Here is a 14,337-nt window from a genome sequence, read left to right as displayed (position 1 = left end):
ATGCCGAGGCGGCAAGGTGGTACCGCAAAGCCGCCGATCAAGGCTTTGCCGTGGCTCAATCCAATCTCGGCACGGCGTACTACATCGGTCGAGGGGTGCCGCAGGATTACTCAGAGTCCGTGAAGTGGAATCGCCTGGCAGCCGATCAGGGATACGCCCTGGCACAATGCAACCTCGGCGTCATGTACGAGAATGGGCAAGGTGTTTCTCGGGACTACGCGGCGGCCGCAGATTGGTATCGCAAGGCCGCCGATAAAGGTTACGACGTGGCTCAGTCGAATCTCGGTGCCATGTATGCCAGGGGTGAGGGTGTGCCGCAGGACTTTGCTATGTCGGCCAAGTTGAATCGACAAGCCGCGGACCAGGGATATGCGGTCGCTCAATATAACCTCGGCACGGCGTATTATCTCGGCAATGGTGTAACGCAGGACTACGCGGAGGCCTTCAAATGGATCCGCAAGGCTGCGGATCAGGGTAACGCGCTGGCGCAGTCGAACCTCGGCATCATGTACAGCAAGGGCCAGGGCGCGCCGCAGGACTATGCTGCGGCGTTAAAATGGTATCGGAAGGCTGCGGATCAGGGGCTGGTTGTGGCGGAGAACAATCTCGGCTTCATATATGAGAATGGCCGCGGCACGCGGCGGGACTTTGCCGAGGCGGCGAAGTGGTATCGAAAAGCGGCGGACCAGGGATATGCGCTCGCTCAATACAATCTCGGGGGCATGTACGCCAAGGGCGAGGGTGTGCCGCAGGATTTTGTAAGGGCATACATGTGGCTCGACCTTGCCGCATCGAAATACGCCGCGGCGGAGCCAGAGAGCCGCAATGGAGCGATCCGAAACCGAGACGTCGTGGCAGCAAAAATGACGCCGGCCCAGATCGCGGAGGCGAAGAAGTTGGTGCAGGAGTGGAAGCCAAAATGATCGGTGACGGCTTGTCAAAATATTCATGACGACCCGGCACCATAATGCGTTCGAATCGGCAGCGATGACGGATCTTGGGGCGATTGCGTCGATCGCGTTCGCGTACGAAGCCTAGTGTAGCGCTTCGCACCCCGCCTCCACCATACCGCCCACTTGCTACAGACGCTTCGAGTCTGCGCCTCAACCCTCCTTTGGCTGGGTTACTTTTCTCTCATTTTCTCGAAGCTGACTTTTGATGGTTCCTTTATTTTTTGCGCGGAAAAATCGAATGGAATTTTTAGGGGGTTCGCACTTACATGCAGCTTGCAGTGGGCACTTTGAGTGAGGGCATCCGTGAACATCGTCGCACCCTCGTTCCGCCGAGAAAAATCCGACCGCCTGGTTTCGCCGGCCGGCGTCACCGGTAGCGCCTTAAAGATGGCCGAAGACTCATATCCTATGGCAGGCAGCTGGCATGCCGCCAGGGGCGGCAGCGAGAAATCGGATCCTTATGCACTCTTGGCAATCGTCGTTGGCATTGTCGTCGTTCTCCTGTTGGCAATACCGGCTGCACAAGCCACATCGTGGCCACCCGCGCCGAAGGACCCGACCAGTTCATGCTTTGCACCTGCACCACCTCCAAACAAATCGATGAAATCCCCGGCGTGCCATACGGATCGAGTAGCAGGACGGAGATTTTCACCTGATCGCTCCGGCCGATGGTACTAGACTGCTACGATTTCATCGCTCTGTCCCAGCCCACTTCCCACATTGAAGGTGCGAGAGTCGAGGTCTCTTTCACAATCTCCACCACATCCCAATGGGGGACTCCGCCGCACACAAACCACGTCTTCGTCAAGGTGCTGTGGAGGACGGCCAGGGCATGACTGGCACAGTCGAGATCGAATTCTTCGGCGAGCCCTTTAGAACCTTGTCCGTATAACTTAGATACACGAGCGTGTTGTGCTTGGCGTCGTAGAAACGCACGACGTGGAGGTATTTGAACCAGATCGAGCGATGTTCATCGAATACCTCCTTCTTGACCGGCATTTTCGACGGCAGGGTGATTGGGCCCACTTGCCGGCATGCGATCGCTGCATCGGAAGTGTCTTCGGCGATGCCGATCATCCCCGACACACCGCCAGTCCTTGCCCGGCTCAGATGGCAAGCGACGCCAGGGATGTCAGGATCATCGAAAGCGGTAATGACGATCTTGCTGTCGGGGCCTAGCAGCTTCCATTCCGTATTGACACTGCCGACTTCGTTCTCGTCCGCAAGCGCTTCACAGGAGAGCACGATGGCCGCCAATACGAACAGCGGCGCGAGATATGTCCGAAGGGCCATTTCAGTTGCTCCAATTATTGAGAATCCACAGTACGAGATATGCAGGGGCCGTTAAGGGAGGCTGGACCGGGGCTCGCGCTCTTCAATTCGATAAGTGTGGCATCCCAGTATTGCCGTTGCTACCAAGCAAATCATTGAGCACAAAAGAAGACCGGGCCTTTCGGCCCGGTGAGTTGAACAGGGAGGCTTCACGTCTGGGAGACGTAGGGCCCGAAGGCCCCTTCCAGGCCTTGCGCCTGGAACTCGGAGGGCGAAATCGCCCAAAATCATTTAACAAATCAACGCAGGGGCTTGCTGCAACGCAACAACTACTTAAAACAGTAAATAGGTCTTTTTGCCGTGAAAACCATATAAAAATCATCAAAGTTGCCATGCGTTCCATGCATGGCGTGCGCGAGTTACACGCGGGTTAGCGTTTCGAAGGTGCCTGAAATGTCAGGAATCGGTGAGCCGCAGCGCTCCGCCAATTCGCCTAAAAATGCGACTCCGATATCCGCTTAATCAGGAACTCCCGGAACACTGCAATGCGCTTCGAGTGGCGCAACACCTCTGGATAGACGAAATAGGCATCGACACTCGGGCCTTCAAGATCGGTCAAGACGCGGATCAAGTCCTTATCTTCGCGCACCATGAAATCCGGCAGCGAGGCGATTCCCATTCCGCTCTTCACGGCGCGATAGATGCCGTAGATGTTGTTGACCCTGAGAACTTGCCTGGGCGAGCGCTTGTAAGCCTTGCAAAGGTCCATGAGCCAGTTGACGCTCGACGCGGGCAGCCGTGCCTCTTCGCCGAAAATGACGATCTTATGGTTCTCAAGATCCTCGGCGGCGACCGGCGTCCCGTTAGCATCCAGATAGTCGCGCGTCGTGTACAGGTGAACGTGCACCTTCATGAGCTGACGCTGGATCAGATCCGGCTGGCGGGGCGGCGCCATCCGTATCGCAACGTCGGCCTGCCGCATCGACAAGTCGAGCTGGCCGTCATCGAGGATGAGTGTCATCTCGATTTCCGGATAGAGGTCTAGAAATTCTCGGATGCGCGGCGTCAGCCAGGTCGAGCCGAAGGCGACCGTCGTCGTGACCTTGAGGGGACCCTTCGGTCGTTCCTTGCTCTCGGTCAGCATCGCCTCGGTCATGGCGAGCTTGCCGAACACGTCCTTCACCGTCTGGTTCAAAAGCTCGCCTTGCTCGGTGAGAATGAGGCCGCGCGCATGGCGATGGAAGAGCGTCGTGCTGAGGCTTTCCTCGAGTGCGCTTATCTGGCGGCTTACCGCCGATTGACTAAGTTTGAGGGTCTCACCGGCGTGCGTGAAGCTGCCCGCCTCGGCGACCGCATGAAAAACCCGGAGCTTATCCCAATCCATTCCCCTGCCTCTAAATCCCCGAATTTGCCCGCCCTTCGGGGTCGTTGAATTATCGCGCGGCATTATTCGGCCGCCGTCCGCGCTTGCTCTTCCTCGTTGGCGGCAAGAAAACGCTCCGCCTCGAGTGCGGCCATGCATCCCATCCCCGCAGCGGTCACCGCTTGACGGAAGACCTTGTCTTTGACGTCGCCCGCGGCGAACACGCCAGGGACACTCGTTGCCGTGCTGTCCGGGGCCGTCAGCACATAACCTCCACCGTCCATCGCGACCTTGCCCTTGAAGATCGATGTCGCCGGCTCATGGCCGATGGCGATGAAGACGCCGTCGACGGCAAGAGTGGTCGCAGCCCCGGTCTTGACGTGGTGAAGCCTTACGCCGGTCGTCGTTGCCGGGTTGCCGCTTCCAAGGATCTCATCGACCGCGTGGTCCCAGACGACCGTGATCTTGGGATTCTTGAATAGACGATCCTGGAGAATCTTCTCGGCTCGCAACTTATCGCGCCGGTGGACCAACGTGACGTGACGCGCAAAGTTGGTCAGGAAGATTGCCTCCTCGACCGCCGTATTGCCGCCGCCGATCACCGCCACCGCTTTATCGCGATAAAAGAATCCATCGCAGGTCGCGCACGCCGAAACGCCACGGCCGCGATAAGCGGTCTCGCTCGGGATTCCGAGCCAGCGCGCCTGTGCACCGGTCGAGATGATGACCGAATCGGCAATGTACGTATCGCCCGAGTCACCGAGGAGTCGGAATGGACGGTGCTGAAAATCAACCTCGACGATCAAGTCATTGAACAAGCGGGTTCCGACGTGCTCGGCCTGAGCCTGCATCTGCTGCATGAGCCAGGGACCCTGAATCACGTCGGCAAAGCCAGGGTAGTTCTCCACGTCGGTTGTGATCGTGAGTTGGCCGCCCGGCTCGAGGCCGGCCACCAGAATGGGCTGCAAATTGGCGCGTGCGGCGTAGATCGCGGCCGTGTAGCCGGCCGGGCCCGAGCCCACGATGACGACTTTGCTTTTGTGGGAATTGGCCATGAATCGAGGTCCAGAGGCTTCCAGGTCGAGAGTGGCAGCGTTGCCGTATAAGCGGAAAGGATAGGTAACCTATGCGCCAGAAGCAAGCCATGCGCTTCGGGAATAGCGTCCAAGGCCGCCGATTTCAGAATCCGAACATATGGTCCAGGCTGAAGGCGCCGTCCTCGCCGATGAGGCCGTGATAGCCGAAGAGCCGGCATGTCCCATCACGCACCACGATATAGGCGCCGGACCCGGCGTGCTCTCGCTCGCCTGCATCGAAGGTCTCGGCATATCGCCAAAATCGCGAGCCGCCGCACGGAATTGCAACTTGCCGCCGAGCCACTTCCTGCCCTTCGCCGTCATGGAGGATGAGATCGGTCGCCGAATGGGCGCGCCACGGCAAGGAGGCCGGAAAAATCAAATGGCAAAGTGTGTCGAGAGGCGGGGGGCCGAGCCGGAGGAAAAGGCGCGTTGAGAGGCCAGGTGGGGGTCCCGAATAGGATTGGGGCTCGCCCTTGTATGTAAGCACTGTATTGAAGACGTGGGCGCCGAAGCTCGTCTCGGCGGCGTGCCCGCTCGCGATGTCCTCGTACCGGAAGATGCCATGGAGCCAGCCATCGGCTTCGCCTCCGTGTGCAAAATCGTACACGAGTTCGACATGGCCGTAGCCGCGGGCAAATTCAGCGCCGCCATCGATGAGATCGCCCAAGTCCAGGGCAATACTCTCGCTTCGCTTCAGGCAGCCAAAGGAGTGGCGCGCGCGCTCATATCCCTCGGAGTCGTAGACGAGCAACGTGACCGGCAATGTCTTCTGGCACGTCGCCATAGGGGTTGGCAGCACCGTTAAACGGAATTGGCGAAGGGGTGCGAGCGGAGCAGGCAACAAGAATCCCTTGCCTAGTAGGTTGGCAAGCTCCGGGATGCGAGGGTCGGACTTGAGGTCGGTACGCTCAACATTCACGTGCGCGATTCTGCGCCGTCCGTTCGCCCTCGCGATCTCATAGCGCGGACGAACGAAGTGTTTGCCCGCCTGGATTTCGAGTTGCTGAGGCCAGCGCGCGTGCGGCAGCAATTCCGCGACATCGAGGGCGTGGCTTGCGAAAGGCGAAACGACGCGATCGAACCAAGCGGTCTCCGGCGAGCCCATAAGATTGAGGCCGACTGCCTTCGCGGGAATGGGGCAAGGATGGCTGTTCTGAATCCAAAGTATTACGCGCTCATCTTTGCGCGGCGCCGGCAGACCGGCATAGAAGTCGGCCGGCCACGCGTTGGCGTCGTGCGTGCAAGAGAGGGCGTCAGCTTCATCACCGTAAACGTCGAGGGCATATTTCACCACGTCGTGCCCCGCGGCACCGATCGCGTGCACGAAGAGCTGGCCCGTAAAAGGTGCGAGCCCGAACTGTGCCCGAACCTTACGGCTGTCGACGGAAATCGATGCCATGCCACACTTGGGCCTTTCGCGCCATTCGGCGATCGCCTTGCCGTGCTCGTCGAAGAGCATGAACCACAGCGAGACCTCTTTGGCGCCGTAGCCGGCCCAGTAATTCGCGGTCACGAGACGAGTGTGAAGGCCATCGGTGTCGCGAAAGAAGGCGAAATTGGTCGCGAAGTTGAGCGGGTCGAGATAGTGCCTGGGGTTACTCAGCATCTCCCTCGGTAATTTCGCGTCATCGAGGCTCACGATGGCCATATCCCTGGGTGCAAGATGCCGAATATGGTCGATTGCCCGCGCGGCATCGAACGCTACGATGAAGAGCGTCTTGGCCTTCGATGCCGGAAGCTCGGTAACGGGTTGCGCTGTAGCGCCGAATTTCATCTGGCCGATGTGTTCGACGTTCTGCACATAGACGCTCACGAGGTCGAGGCCGGCGGGCGGGTAGAGCGCTGCGAAACCTAGGGCGAAGCTGTGAGGGTCGTAGACCGCGACGGGGCCGGCGAGCTTCAGCCGCTCCAGCAGTGCGGCGATCTTCGGCGCCGCAAGCGGATGGCCGATGGCCTTGAAGAAGGCGTTCCCGCCCGTCAAATTACTGAATGTCTCGATCTCGAGGGCCATACCTTTCGCCGCTTCCCTGTGCGCTGTCTCGGCATGGAGTGCCGTCGCGTCGCTTATAGACGATCCCGCGTCGTAGTGGCGTGGATTTTCGCCGGGTGCCGGTGCTCGAGCAAGCGGCTTACCGCAGCCGCTACACGCCCGGCATCGTAGATCGGTTCATACGTCCAGTTTTCGAGCGTGCCATCGAACGGGCGCGTCACACCTTCGGCGCCAAGATCGTCGTGAAAACGGCCATGTCGCCGCGATCGGCTTTCAACCTCGATCACGTATACGGGCTTGCCCGTCGCACATGCCTCGGTGACCATCGAAACCGAGTCGGACGTGACGACGAGGTAATCGGCGAGGGCAAGCATGCCGAGATAGGGGTTTTCCCCACTTCCATCCCAGATGAAGGCTGAAAGGCCCTTGAGGCGCTCGTGCAGCACGGCTTCATTCGCCGCACCCGTCCGGCGCGAAGGGGTCACAAGCAGCGATGCGCCGTAGCGACGCGATAGTGCCGCCAAATTGTCGGCGATCCGCGCCATTTCAGACGTGTCCAGGCGATTGCGCCCGTTCGGTCCGCCTACAAGGACCGTGACGTAAGGCCGGCTCAGGTGCGAAAATTGCGCACGGAAATGCGCTGCGGCGGCAGATAGCTTTTGGGCGCTCACGGGGTGAAGCGCGCCGCGCGTCGAAACGACGTTTGGACCCTTAACGCGATCATGCACCGGTGCCGCGACCAGGTCGAATGCTTGCGGGTCCATCAATGGATCCTGAATGTGCACAATGAACGACTTGTCCCCGCTCGCTCGTTTTATTGCGAGAGAAAAGGGCACACTCTTGCGTCCGCAGCCGATCACGATATCGGGCCAAGGTGGAGCGAGGTGATCGCTACGGGGGCCAAGGGCGTGGAACGGAAACGGCCACAGGCCAACCGGAAGGATCAGCCAAGGCAGGCGCGGATCGACGCGCTTCAAGATTGGTTCCAGCCCGAGCGCTTCGGCGAGTCCCCGGCACTGGCTTTCCATGCCGACAGCACCCTCGGTTATGATCCAGCAGCTCAGATGGTCCATGCCGTTTGGTAAGATTCGATTGGACGTTCAATCACGGAATGGGCTTTTCGACATTTCGGCCCGGTTCGGAATGGGGCGCAATATCGCAAGGGCGAGCCGCCTACCGCAAGGGCCAGGGCGTTCGAGACGTAAAATTTCAATCCGCTGATGCTTGAAAGACAATTTCATGCTGTATTAGTGTGACTTCGTAATTTTATTGCGCCAAGAGGTTCCAGCGGGCTTCACGAGGATCGGAATCCGGCAAGCGGGAGACTTGTGTCATGCGACGGGTGAAGCTCGATCGGATCGATCGCCGAATACTTCGCGATCTTCAAGATAATGGCCGCATGACGAATGTGGAATTGGCCAAGCGGGCGGGAATCTCGGCACCACCCTGTCTGCGCCGCGTGCGGGCACTCGAGGAGGCGGGCTTTATCAGGGGCTACCACGCCGAACTTGATCACGAGCGGCTCAATTTCGAGGTTGTCTTCTTCGCTCTCGTCGGCCTCGATAGCCAAGCCGAATCGGTGCTCACTGAGTTCGAAAGCATGGTGCGCGGCTGGCCCGAAGTTCGGGAGTGCTATATGGCGCGCGGGGCGGATGACTTCGTGCTCAAGCTTGTCGCGCGCAATACTGCACATGAAAACGAGCTGACCACCAAGCTCACCTCCGCACGCCACGTCGCCAATGTACGGACGATTCAGGTGATCCGGATGTCCAAACATCTGCCGGGGGCGCCGGTCGCCGAGGACGCGCCGGAAGAGACGAAAACTGAATAAGCTGAGCGCCGAGCGTTGAAAGCTTCGCCGAACAGATCGCCGCAAGGGCTCACGGTCTACTCGAATTTCACCTTCTTGATCTCGTAAACCTTGGAGCCGCGCGGTGTCGAAACCTCGACCGTCTCACCGACTTCCTTGCCGATAAGTGCGCGCGCCAGAGGCGAAAGAATCGAAAGCTTGCCGGAATTGATGTCCGATTCCTCTGCGCCGACGATCACGTAGGTGACCTTTTCGTCGGTGTCGTCGTCAACGAGCACAACGGTGGCCCCGAACTTGACCGCCTTCCCGGTGAGTTTGCTCGTGTCGATCACTTCGGCGCGGCGGATCTTGTCCTCGAGTTCTGCCACGCGCCCCTCGATGAAGCTTTGGCGTTCGCGCGCAGCGTGATACTCCGCGTTCTCCGAGAGATCGCCATGGGTGCGCGCTTCCTCTAGCGCGCGAATTACCGCCGGTCGCTCGATCGCTTTGAGCCGGCGCAACTCCTCCTGAAGCCGGTTCAATCCTATGGGCGTGATGGGCATCTTTTCCATGGCGTGTCCATTCGACCGAAACAAACAATACCCCGCATAGCCGGAAAGCCGTGTCTCGACCGGGCTATGCAGGGGGGTGCTAAAACGAACCCTCAAGATAGGACTGGAGCGGCGCAACTTCAAGCTTGCCGGATTTAAGGGCGCTGATAGCGGCGACAGCGGCCCGGGCGCCCGCTACGGTCGTATAATAGGGAATCTTATTCATAAGTGCCGTGCGGCGGATACTGAAGCTGTCGGCGATCGCCTGCGCGCCGTCTGTCGTATTGAACACGAGTTGCACGCCCCCGTCTTTCATCGTGTCCACGATGTGAGGGCGACCCTCCATCACTTTCTTCACATCGTCGACCTTGATCCCGTGCGCGCGCAGTGCTGCCGCGGTCCCGTGCGTGGCGATCAGGGAAAAACCGAGTTCGATCAGCTTTTTTCCGACCGCGATCATGCCGGGCTTGTCGCGATCGCGTACCGAGACGAATACAGTACCGGCAAGCGGGAGCTCGATCCCGCTGCCAAGCTGCGACTTGGCGAATGCCCGGCCGAAATCGCTGTCGAGGCCCATCACTTCGCCGGTCGATTTCATCTCCGGGCCAAGCAGCGTATCGACGTTGGGGAAGCGCGCGAAGGGGAAGACCGCTTCCTTCACCGCGACGTGGCTTCCCTTGACACCGTCGAGCTTGAAGCTCGTAAGCGGCTCGCCGGCCATTAACCGGGCTGCGAGTTTGGCAATGGCAACCCCAGTCGCCTTAGCGACGAAGGGGACAGTGCGGGAGGCGCGCGGATTGACTTCGAGGATGTACACATCGTCGCCCTTGACGGCGTATTGCACGTTCATGAGCCCGATTACGCCGAGGGCGAGGCCGAGTTTTCGGGTCTGTGCACGAATGTCCTCGATGACGGAAGGGGAGAGCGTGTAGGGAGGGAGGGAGCACGCACTGTCGCCCGAATGAATGCCGGCTTCTTCGATATGTTCCATGATTCCGGCGACGTGGACATCGCGTCCGTCGGCGATTGCATCGACATCGACTTCAATCGCGTCCTGGAGGTAGCTGTCGATCAGGACCGGATCATTGCCGGAAGCCTTCACGGCCTCCGTCATATAGCGCGTGAGTCCGGACCGATCGTGCACGATTTCCATGGCGCGCCCGCCAAGCACGTAGGACGGGCGAATCACGACGGGGTAGCCGATCGACTCGGCGATGCGCTCCGCCTCATCAAGCGATGAGGCCGTGCCGTTGTTTGGTTGGCGGAGGCCGAGCCGCGCAAGGAGCCTTTGGAAGCGTTCTCGGTCCTCTGCGAGATCGATCGCATCGGGTGGCGTGCCGAGGATCGGTATCTTCGCATCTTCGAGGGCGGCGGCGAGCTTAAGCGGCGTCTGTCCGCCGAATTGGACGATGACCCCATTCAAGTTGCCGCGCTTTTGCTCGACTCGAACGAGCTCGATCACGTCTTCCGATGTCAGCGGTTCGAAATAAAGCCGATCCGACGTGTCGTAATCGGTCGACACAGTCTCCGGGTTACAGTTGACCATGATCGTTTCGTAACCTGCTTCGCCGAGTGCATAGACCGCGTGGACGCAGCAATAGTCGAATTCGATGCCTTGACCGATTCGGTTCGGGCCGCCGCCAAGAATGATCACCTTATTCGCTGCACTCGGGTCTGCCTCGCATTCGGCGGGCGATAGACCATCTCCTTCATAACTCGAATATAAGTAAGGGGTCGAGGAGGCGAATTCGGCGGCACATGTGTCGATGCGCTTGTAGACCGGATGAATGCCGAGTTCGTTTCGCAACAGTGCGACCGCGGCTTCGCTAGAGCCCGCAAGTTCGGCGAGGCGCGCATCGGAAAAGCCGATCTGCTTGAGAGCCAGTAAGCCGGGACGATCCGCGGGAAGGCCGCGTTCGCGAACCTTCGCCTCACTTGCTACGATGCGCTCGATCTGGCGAAGAAACCACGGATCGTAGCGGCACGCACGCTGAACATCCGCAACACTCAGGCCCAGACGAAATGCCTGGGCGATTACGAGCAGACGATCGGGCGTCGGTACGGCGAGGGCGGCGCGCACGACATCCCTGTTCTCGCCCGAGGCCGCTCCCGGGATATCGACTTCGTTGAGCCCGGTGAGCCCGGTTTCCATCGAGCGCAGCGCCTTTTGCAGGGACTCGGCGAAGTTACGCCCGATCGCCATCGCCTCTCCGACCGATTTCATCGATGTGGTGAGCGTCTTTTCAGCGCCCGGAAACTTCTCGAACGTGAAGCGCGGCATTTTCGTGACGACATAGTCGATGGTCGGTTCGAACGATGCCGGCGTGACCTCCGTGATATCGTTTTGCAATTCGTCAAGGGTGTAGCCGACGGCAAGCTTCGCGGCGATCTTTGCAATCGGGAATCCGGTGGCCTTCGACGCGAGCGCTGACGAGCGGGATACGCGCGGATTCATTTCGATCACGATCATGCGGCCCGTATCCGGGTTCACGGCAAACTGCACGTTGGAGCCACCTGTGTCGACGCCGATCTCCCGCAGGCACGCGATCGAAGCGTCGCGCATGATCTGATATTCTTTGTCGGTGAGCGTGAGGGCGGGTGCGACCGTAATGCTGTCGCCCGTGTGAATGCCCATCGGATCGACGTTTTCGATCGAACAGACGATGATGCAGTTGTCCGCGTGGTCGCGCACCACCTCCATCTCGAATTCTTTCCAGCCGAGAACCGATTCCTCGACGAGCACTTCGCAGACCGGCGACGCCTTGAGCCCGATCGTCACGATCTGCTCGAATTCATCCTGGTTGTAAGCGACCCCGCCGCCAGTGCCCGCGAGCGTGAATGAGGGACGGATGACCGCGGGAAGGCCGATTTCGAGGAGTGCGGCCTTGGCTTCTTCCATGCTGTGCGCGATGGCGCTCCGCGGCGACTCGAGACCGATCCGCGTCATGGCCTCGCGGAAGAGCAGGCGGTCCTCGGCCTTCTCGATTACCTCAGCCTTGGCGCCGATCAGCTCGACATCGTATTCCTTGAGAATGCCGCGCCTGGCTAGTTCCATCGCGGTGTTAAGGGCCGTCTGCCCGCCCATTGTAGGAAGGAGTGCGTCCGGCCGTTCCTTTTCGATGATGCGCGCGACGATTTCAGACGTGATCGGCTCAATGTATGTGGCATCGGCCAAACCGGGATCGGTCATGATCGTCGCAGGGTTGGAATTCACGAGGATGACGCGGTAGCCCTCCTCCTTGAGTGCTTTGCAGGCTTGCGTGCCCGAATAATCGAACTCGCAGGCTTGGCCGATCACAATAGGCCCGGCGCCGATGATGAGGATCGATTCGATGTCGCGGCGCTTAGGCATTCTCAGCCATCATTTTCACAAATCGCTCGAAGAGGTAGCGGCTGTCGCGCGGACCGGGCGATGCCTCGGGATGATATTGCACGGCGAAGGCCGGCATGTCCTTGACCTTGAAGCCCTCGACCGATCCGTCGAACAGCGATTTGTGGGTAACTTCGAGGCCCGACGGCAGCGAGCCCTCGACCACCACGAATCCATGGTTCTGACTCGTGATCTCGACCTTGCCGGTCTCGAGATCTTTGACCGGGTGATTGGCGCCCCGATGCCCGTGATGCATCTTCTCGGTCTTCGCACCCAGCGCCAGCGCCATCATCTGGTGTCCGAGGCAAATTCCGAAGGTCGGAATGCCTGCCTCGATAATCTGCTTGATCGTCGGTACGGCATAGTCGCCTGTCGCTGCCGGGTCGCCGGGGCCGTTTGAAAGGAACACACCATGCGGCCTCAGGCGCAGAATCGCGTCGATATTTGTCGATGCGGGCACCACGGTGACGCGGCAACCGCTCCAGGCGAGACAGCGCAGGATATTGCGCTTAGCGCCATAGTCGACGGCGACGACGTGGAACGTCGGTGCAGCCTGCCGGCCGTAACCCTGACCAAGAGTCCAAAGTGTTTCGTCCCATTGGTAGGCCTGCCGGCAGGTGACCTCTCTGGCGAGGTCCATGCCCTCGAGGCCGGGCCAGGCGCTGGCCTCTGAATGAAGTTTGGCGAGATCGAACTTGCCATCGGGCGCATGGCAGACAACGCCATTGGCCGCACCCGCCTCGCGCAATCGCCGGGTTAGGCTGCGCGTGTCCACACCCGCGACGCCGATGAGGCCGTGAGAGCGCAGCCACCCGTCGAGATGCTGGGACGAGCGCCAGTTACTTGGCTCGGTGATGTCCTCGCGCACGATGAGTCCGCGCGCTGCTGGCGTCGTCGTCTCAATGTCCTCGGGATTGGCGCCGACATTGCCGATATGGGGGAACGTGAACGCGATGATCTGGCCTGCGTAGGACGGATCGGTCAAGATTTCCTGATAGCCGGTGATCGAGGTATTGAAGCAGATTTCGCCCACGACCGACCCGGTTGCTCCGATCCCGCGGCCCCACAGGACCGTGCCGTCGGCGAGAACGACGGCGGCCGTCGCACCCGGCGGTGCTTCACGACTCGTCGGGCGCGCCGCTTGGAGCATCGGTCCCGAATTCGACATGGGCATTACCCTCGCCAAGCCGCGGTGCGCGCGTGCGAGGCGGTGGCTGATGCCACCACGCCGATGTTCACTTCCGAGCGGTATTGATGCACACGACCCGCGGGCCCGGTTGTAATAAGCAAAGAGCGTGCCGCCGTCAAGCTTGGGATGGTGGCAATAACCATAGAAATTCAAACGCTTAAGGAGACATAATCAATTGCACTTTGAAATGAAATCAGCTAGATTGGCCCCTTTCCAGATGCGTGATCCCGCTCCATGCTCCGTGCCCGCCTGACCGAAGCGCTCAAAACATCCATGAAGGCAAAAGACGAACGCGGCGTTTCGGCCGTCCGCATGATTTTGGCCAAGCTCAAGGAACGCGATATCGAAGCGAGGCCGAAAGGCAATGCGAGCGGCATATTGGACGATGAGATCGTCCAAATGATGCAAGGCATGATCAAGCAGCGTCGCGAGTCGATCGAACTGTACCAGAGGGGCGGGCGGCCCGAACTCGCACAGAAAGAGCAGGACGAAATCTCCGTAATCGAGTCGTTCATGCCCAAGCAGCTCTCGGAAGTGGAAATGGCGAGTGCCGTCAAGACCGTGATCGGCGAGGTGGGGGCCGTGGGAATGAAGGACATGGGCAAAGTCATGGCGCAGCTCAAGGCGCGCTATGGCGGCGCAATGGATTTCTCAAAGGCAAGCGGCGTCGTAAAATCGCAGCTTGGCTCGAGCTGAGGCCGGCCTGGGCGGCGGTACCGACGGTCTGGGGCAGGGCCGTGCGGGCCGAGGGATGCAGGTGAACTTGCAGGCGGTTTCAGGC

11 protein-coding genes are annotated in these 14,337 nt (G+C 59.9%); 3 read left to right on the top strand and 8 right to left on the bottom strand.

Annotated elements, in window-relative coordinates; genetic code table 11:
- On the top strand, window positions 1–923 hold a 923-nt coding region (locus VEJ16_02225), incomplete at its 5' end, for a tetratricopeptide repeat protein (protein ID HYB08470.1).
- 834 nt (window positions 924–1,757) lie between these two features.
- Here VEJ16_02225 and VEJ16_02220 read toward each other — a convergent pair.
- From VEJ16_02220 to VEJ16_02200, 5 genes are all read right to left on the bottom strand, one after another.
- Complete coding sequence (locus VEJ16_02220; GenBank protein ID HYB08469.1) at window positions 1,758–2,246, bottom strand: CreA family protein; 489 nt, start codon at window positions 2,244–2,246, stop codon at window positions 1,758–1,760.
- 472 nt (window positions 2,247–2,718) lie between these two features.
- Window positions 2,719–3,609 carry a LysR family transcriptional regulator gene (locus tag VEJ16_02215; protein HYB08468.1) on the bottom strand — a complete coding sequence of 297 codons (891 nt, stop codon included), beginning with the start codon at window positions 3,607–3,609 and terminating at the stop codon, window positions 2,719–2,721.
- Between the two features lie 62 nt (window positions 3,610–3,671).
- The gene (trxB, locus tag VEJ16_02210) at window positions 3,672–4,643 is read right to left on the bottom strand and encodes a thioredoxin-disulfide reductase (GenBank protein ID HYB08467.1); all 972 of its coding nucleotides are present in this window, start codon (window positions 4,641–4,643) and stop codon (window positions 3,672–3,674) included.
- A gap of 124 nt (window positions 4,644–4,767) precedes the next feature.
- Window positions 4,768–6,678, bottom strand: coding sequence for a hypothetical protein (locus tag VEJ16_02205; GenBank protein ID HYB08466.1), 1,911 nt, complete (start codon window positions 6,676–6,678; stop codon window positions 4,768–4,770).
- Window positions 6,679–6,731: 53 nt separating this feature from the next.
- The gene (locus VEJ16_02200) at window positions 6,732–7,730 is read right to left on the bottom strand and encodes a mitochondrial fission ELM1 family protein (GenBank protein ID HYB08465.1); all 999 of its coding nucleotides are present in this window, start codon (window positions 7,728–7,730) and stop codon (window positions 6,732–6,734) included.
- A gap of 260 nt (window positions 7,731–7,990) precedes the next feature.
- Between VEJ16_02200 and VEJ16_02195 the strand changes: the two genes are divergently transcribed.
- Entirely contained in the window at window positions 7,991–8,488 is a 498-nt protein-coding gene (locus tag VEJ16_02195) for an Lrp/AsnC family transcriptional regulator (GenBank protein HYB08464.1), read from the top strand.
- A gap of 56 nt (window positions 8,489–8,544) precedes the next feature.
- Here the strand turns inward: VEJ16_02195 and greA are convergent, their stop codons facing one another.
- The 3 genes from greA to carA all read right to left on the bottom strand — a co-directional run bounded on the left by greA (window position 8,545) and on the right by carA (window position 13,535).
- Window positions 8,545–9,018 (bottom strand): transcription elongation factor GreA, encoded by a 474-nt coding sequence (gene greA / locus VEJ16_02190; protein HYB08463.1) that lies wholly within the window; start codon window positions 9,016–9,018, stop codon window positions 8,545–8,547.
- Between the two features lie 79 nt (window positions 9,019–9,097).
- The gene (carB, locus tag VEJ16_02185; protein HYB08462.1) at window positions 9,098–12,349 is read right to left on the bottom strand and encodes a carbamoyl-phosphate synthase large subunit; all 3,252 of its coding nucleotides are present in this window, start codon (window positions 12,347–12,349) and stop codon (window positions 9,098–9,100) included.
- On the bottom strand, window positions 12,342–13,535 hold the full coding sequence (gene carA, locus VEJ16_02180; protein ID HYB08461.1) for a glutamine-hydrolyzing carbamoyl-phosphate synthase small subunit: 1,194 nt from the start codon (window positions 13,533–13,535) through the stop codon (window positions 12,342–12,344). Before carA ends, carB begins: the two co-directional genes overlap by 8 nt.
- 255 nt (window positions 13,536–13,790) lie before the next feature.
- Here carA and VEJ16_02175 point away from each other — a divergent pair, with 255 nt between their 5' ends.
- A complete protein-coding gene (locus VEJ16_02175; protein ID HYB08460.1) occupies window positions 13,791–14,252 on the top strand; it encodes a GatB/YqeY domain-containing protein in 462 nt (153 codons plus the stop codon).
- The last annotated feature ends 85 nt before the right edge of the window (window positions 14,253–14,337 follow it).

The organism is Alphaproteobacteria bacterium (assembly GCA_035625915.1).
Taxonomy (GTDB): domain Bacteria; phylum Pseudomonadota; class Alphaproteobacteria; order JACZXZ01; family JACZXZ01; genus DATDHA01.
The sequence above is the reverse complement of the archived record's forward strand: the minus strand, read 5'-3'. Positions and strand labels throughout refer to the sequence as shown.